The organism is Paenibacillus sp. 01L418, from assembly GCF_056400045.1.
In genome coordinates, this window is record NZ_JBFTSN010000552.1 from 1 (window position 1) to 3,656 (window position 3,656).

5 protein-coding genes are annotated in these 3,656 nt (G+C 48.9%); all 5 read right to left on the reverse strand.

What is annotated here, in order from left to right; translation table 11 throughout:
• A partial coding sequence (locus AC1DSE_RS32465) for a phytoene desaturase family protein (protein ID WP_477528852.1) occupies positions 1–443 on the reverse strand: 443 nt, incomplete at its 3' end.
• Positions 440–1,675, reverse strand: a complete 1,236-nt coding sequence (locus tag AC1DSE_RS32470) for a glycosyltransferase family 2 protein (RefSeq protein ID WP_477528853.1) — start codon at positions 1,673–1,675, stop codon at positions 440–442. The genes AC1DSE_RS32465 and AC1DSE_RS32470, both read right to left, overlap by 4 nt.
• Positions 1,630–2,385 (reverse strand): lysophospholipid acyltransferase family protein, encoded by a 756-nt coding sequence (locus AC1DSE_RS32475; protein WP_477509652.1) that lies wholly within the window; start codon positions 2,383–2,385, stop codon positions 1,630–1,632. Before AC1DSE_RS32475 ends, AC1DSE_RS32470 begins: the two co-directional genes overlap by 46 nt.
• Positions 2,354–3,076, reverse strand: coding sequence for a carotenoid biosynthesis protein (locus tag AC1DSE_RS32480; RefSeq protein ID WP_477509653.1), 723 nt, complete (start codon positions 3,074–3,076; stop codon positions 2,354–2,356). The genes AC1DSE_RS32475 and AC1DSE_RS32480 overlap by 32 nt, the downstream gene beginning before the upstream one ends.
• The coding region (locus AC1DSE_RS32485; protein WP_477528854.1) for a phytoene/squalene synthase family protein at positions 3,073–3,656 on the reverse strand (584 nt) is incomplete at its 5' end. The genes AC1DSE_RS32480 and AC1DSE_RS32485, both read right to left, overlap by 4 nt.

A 3,656-nucleotide genomic window follows, 5' to 3' on the forward strand; every position in this document is an offset into this window, starting at 1 on the left:
TTCCATGACAGCAGCAGCCGATTCATGAATAGCTGATCAGCTTGTTGATATAACGCAGCAGCCTCTTTCATGAATGAGCGATACTGCTTCGCATCCTCTGGACTATATGCTGCAATTTGCGCTTCCATTAGAACGAAATCAGAGCATAAATCAACCGTCGTTCCGTCTGCAAAATGATTCCGCGTGCCCGGGTTCAGCGGATAAAAAGTAACGTAGTCCTCCATTCTTCGACCAACGCTCTCGAATACCTGCTGAAATACATGAGGCATCGTAATCGTGCTTGGTCCACGATCGAAGCGATAACCGCCAAGCTCAATGCGCTGAAGCTTTCCGCCGAGTGCTGCCTGTTGTTCAAGCACAGTGACGTGATAACCCGCATATGCCAATCGAATCGCTGCAGATAATCCGCCTAAACCTCCGCCAATGACCATGACTCGCTTCACGAATACCTCCTCCCCTTCCATTCATAACCAGTGCCATTTAAGCTCGCCCGCCACGAGGCCAACGCAATCGCTGACAGCAGAAATATACTTGCAGGTAAACAGAAGGATAAGTACCAGGGCTGTCCACTTTTCCTATCAATGATTCTCTTCAGACAAACGCCTAGTAGATAGCAGAGCGAGCTTGGCAATAAAACAGTTGTAAGCCATCCTTCCGGATATGCATGCATGAGAAGCCCAGCTAAACTAATGATCATCATTATCGGAGGCAGTATATAAAGCAAGGTGTACATAAACAACATAATTCCAAGCAATAAGCTGCTGCGACCTACACCTGCAAATATATTTTTCTTATAGCCGTTCCAAACCCCGGCAGCGTTCTGATACATACGCATGGAAATTTGGGGGCAAACGTAGGCTAAAGTGACGGGAAGCCCGGCTTTTTTGACAGCACCAGCCAGCTGCATATCATCGACGAGATGACCTTTGAAGCCAGCATGGCCGCCTGTCGCCCAGTAGCTTTCTGCTGAAATCATCAGAAAAGCACCGTGTGCGGCGACGAATTTTGGATCTGGCGATTGCCGAACGAGTCGTATCGGCAGATGGCAGGCAATCGAGAAGCTCATCATCGGGACGATGAGCTTCTCCAGCCATGTTCCAGTTTCCTGCTTAGGGAAACCGGTCACGAGCCCTTGACCTTGCGCTAAAGCGGTGTCAAGCGCATCCGCGAGCGCACCCGGCTCAAGCCGCGCATCAGCGTCGAGAAATAACCACCATTCGCCGTGCGCCGCTTCGACGAGCTGATGACATGCGTGCGACTTGCCCAGCCAGCCGAACGGCAGCACATCACCGGGCAAAACGCGAACACGGCTGTCGCCTGCTGCAGCGAGCCGCGCAGCTTCTGCTGTTCCGTCTGTGGAACGATCATCCAGCACCAGCACCTCAATAAATATGGAAGGCTCCAGCAGCACCGATTGTATACATGCTGCAATGTTATCCGCTTCATTACGCGCCGGGATAAGAACAGACAGCCGTGGTCTAGGTGTAATTCCGTGAACATCTGGAGCATCAGCTTGAATGGACTCAGCTCCTCCTGACAGCCAAACTCGTCCTATACCGCTGCCTCCCAACGAAGGCATTTGCGAGAGGTTCCATAACACAAATAATAGCTGCAGCATCAGGGCTGCAGCTAYCGTCCAAAAAAAGATTTCCACCTTGTCACCCCGTTCATCCAAGCATCAAAAACCTCGTTCGTTGACCGTTTCGCCTTCAGTATTGATCGATACTCGGCTAGCTCCCCGCGAGCTGCTGCTATTACTGCAAGGCGGTGTTCATTCAGTTGATCCTCCAAAGCCGATTCAAGCATTGTCGTAATGGTTTTACGTCCCAGCTGCTGCCATGCTCTGTGGATAGGTTTACCGAATTGAAGACTGACTTCTGCCTTTTGATGAAGTCCTAGCGAATAATATGCTGTTACGGGCTGAACAATCGTTCCCGGACAGCGCTCCAATAAATAGCCCGCGCCGGTTTGAAATCTTAAAGGTCTACGCTCCAGATGCTCGATATCTCCTTGTGGAAATAACCAAACTCCATATCCTTGATTTAATAGACTCTCACTATATCGAAGGGAAGCAACGATCGCTCGGCTTGACTTCTTATCAATCGAGAAAGCTCCTATTTTGCGAAAAAATCGATACCGCTTCATTTGCTCTTCATCCATCATCATATAGTGTTCACGCGCTGAAGCGTTTGCGATCGCATGATATACAACCATTCCATCCCACCAAGAGCTATGATTCATAAGATAGAGCACAGGCTGGCCTTGCGGAACTGGATCGATCTCACCGCTCAGTTGAAACGAGTGAAAATGCCGTCTTAACAAATAGTTTTCATTGTATTGCGCGAATATTCGTTTAAACCACTTGCTTGAGCCCGCTGCGATCAATCCTTCCCGCTCCTTCCGCCACAACGATAGCTGCCAATGCGATGATGAACGGCATCATTAAACCTTCTTTGGCCCCTAAGAGACCAAACATAAACAGCATCATTTGCGTGAGTCTTACAGCCTGGATTCGAACGTTCGCCGATACTTCTCTTAAAGGGAACAGAAATGATATAGCTGCTGATATAACGAACCAACTGATGAAGTTTGCTGCCGGTATCCCGTAGAAATCACCAGGCTCATGCCAAATCCAGAACTGCCTAGCGAAAGCCACTGGATCGAGTACGAGGTCAAAAACAACCGTCCATAAGCCGGTATGAAGCGCACGCGTCCATCGATTCGAGAAGGCAGTCATTCGCATCACAGTGACAATGACACCAATCCACGCACAAAATATGGCGAGGGGTACTCCGCCAAGCGAGATGCCAAGTAAAGATGTGTATTTGTAGTCTCCAAACGGCCATCCCATCGTCACACCAAGCCATTCTACAGCAAACGTAAGTACCCCAACGAGCATTATTCTACTCCAGCTGCGACGGCGCTCCTCGCCCATCATGCCTTCAATATGAATGGCATACAGGGCAAAAAACACGAGAAACAAACCATTGGAAAAGGAAAGCCACGTTGGAACGCCAATGGTCAGCATGAGGATTAACCCGATGCAATACCAAAAAATAAATAGGTAGCGGATCATAGCGATACCGCATTGCTGTCATTAACCTCTGATACGAGCATATATTTCATTTTTATATTCGTATAAAGCTTTAATTTATTTAATGAGCTGACGATAGCTCGCTTCTTATAGACTTCGTAGTTGGCAGCCTTTACTTCATCCAAAATCGCTGCATAGAAGCTTGCGGCCAGCTCAACTGAAAAAGCGCTGCTGGAAGGATACGTTTCAAGCCCGCGCAAGCCTCGTGCGAACCAACTGCGTGAAAGTGTATCCAGCTCTTGCACAAGATGTTGAAATCGTTCGYCGACAACGCCCATTTCGAAGTCGCTTTCGGTATAGCGATGACGAGCGAGCAGCTCAAGCGGCAGGTAACGACGCCCTCTACTCTGATCCTCGCCAACGTCGCGAACAATGTTTACAATTTGCATGGCTTTTCCAAGCCATATTCCCGCTTCTATTACTTGAATATCTGGCTGATCATGCAAGACTGGCAGCAGCATCTCACCAACTGTTCCGGCAACCAAGTAGCAGTAGTCCTCCAACTGCTCCATCGTCTCATAGTGGGTGAAAGATAAATCCCGGCGCTGTCCCTCCATTTGTC

Coding starts and splice junctions, on each gene's coding strand:
- AC1DSE_RS32480 (WP_477509653.1), bottom strand. CDS start 3,076: ATGATCCGCTACCTATTTATTTTTTGGTATTGCATCGGGTTAATCCTC.